At 43.6% G+C, this 1,501-nt stretch carries 1 protein-coding gene; it reads right to left on the bottom strand.

Annotated elements, in window-relative coordinates:
• Nucleotides 1-926: aldehyde dehydrogenase family protein (locus R7Q47_RS24195; protein ID WP_411912883.1), on the bottom strand; the 926-nt coding region annotated here is incomplete at its 3' end.
• Between the last annotated feature and the right edge of the window lie 575 nt (nucleotides 927-1,501).

The following is a 1,501-nucleotide window of genomic DNA, read 5'->3' as shown; positions in this document are numbered from 1 at the left end:
ATTTTCGCGAGTACTTTTTCCATAACGCGCTCTTTGCCATTTTGATGTACATATAAACGGTTTGTACACACGCACGTTTGTCCTGCATTGCGGAACTTGGACGCGATAAGCCCATCAGCAGCTGATTCCAAATCAGCATCCTCAAAAACAATAAAAGGAGCGTTACCTCCAAGTTCCATCGATACCGCTTTAACAGTTTCACTAGCCTGCTTCATCAAAATTTTGCCGACGCGAGTCGAACCCGTAAATGAAATCTTCTTGATCCTAGGATCCATCGATAACACCTGACCAAACTCAGCAGCCTGTTCAGAAATAACAACAGGTAAAAGCGGCTTAGGGATACCAGCCTGATACGCAAGTTCAACAACCGCTAGTGCGGTCAGAGGGGTCAACTCCGACGGTTTGATGATCATCCCACACCCAGCAGCTAACGCAGGTGCCGCTTTTCGTGTGATCATAGCAATAGGGAAATTCCACGGTGTAATCGCAGCACACACGCCTACAGGCTGTTTAATTGTAGATAAACGTCTATCTACAGCAGGAGCTGGGATAACTTCGCCATAAGCTCGTTTAGCCTCTTCTGCAAACCACTCTACAAAAGATGCCCCGTAGCTCACTTCCCCGCGGCTTTCAGACAATGGCTTACCCTGTTCCAATGTAATAATGGTCGCTATATCTTCAGCGTGTTCCATCAACAATTGATGCCAGTTTTTCAAACAGCTAGAGCGCTCTTTCGCACTCAACTTAGCCCATCGAACTTGTTCAGCCGAACACGCTTCAATGAGGCAATCCAACTCTTCAATTGAACTCGGTTTCAAGCGAATTAACTCTTGCTCAGTTGCAGGGTTGATGACCACAACTCCATCGTCGGAAGCCCATTGTTTAAATACTTCTTTTAAGGTTTCATTTTTTACTTGTTGCATCACCAAACTAACTCCTACGAGAACTCCTTTTAGGGTAATCCTTCTAGTAGAAATCAGCAAAGCAAACAAAGTTTTCTGATAGTGTTGACATTAACAATCGAAAAAGCCGTGAGTATAAGGACTAGGAATGGATCACATAGCAAGCCAGTTCGAAAATTCAAAGATTGCATAAATGCGAGACTCATTTAATAACTTCGAGTCTCAACATGATGATATGGCAACGAAATACTAACTAAACTGAAGCTAGACTCAAGACACGAATGAAAACCAAAGCTTTTAGGCTAGGACTAAATGAATCAACAAAGCCATAAAGCTTATTCTTCTTAAGCAAACCAAAATGAGTCAAATTAGTTTGTATATGCCTAGAATACAGATAGGCAAAGACAGGTGCTTGTAGATGAGAGAGCATCGCTATTGCGAATGAGGATTCCGTATCAACGGCCGGACTACAAGGGTTGGAATAAGTACCAGAGCACTGAAACGGAATTCGTTTCTCTGAAGGCCTTAAACGACGAAAGCCTTGCTATTTCTAGCAAGGCTTTCTAAATAAGTGGCGGAGCGGACGGGACTCGAACCCG

The sequence above is a fragment of the Vibrio sp. Vb0349 genome, assembly GCF_033338975.1.
Note: the sequence above shows the minus strand (reverse complement) of the source record. Positions and strands in the feature narration are given on the sequence as shown.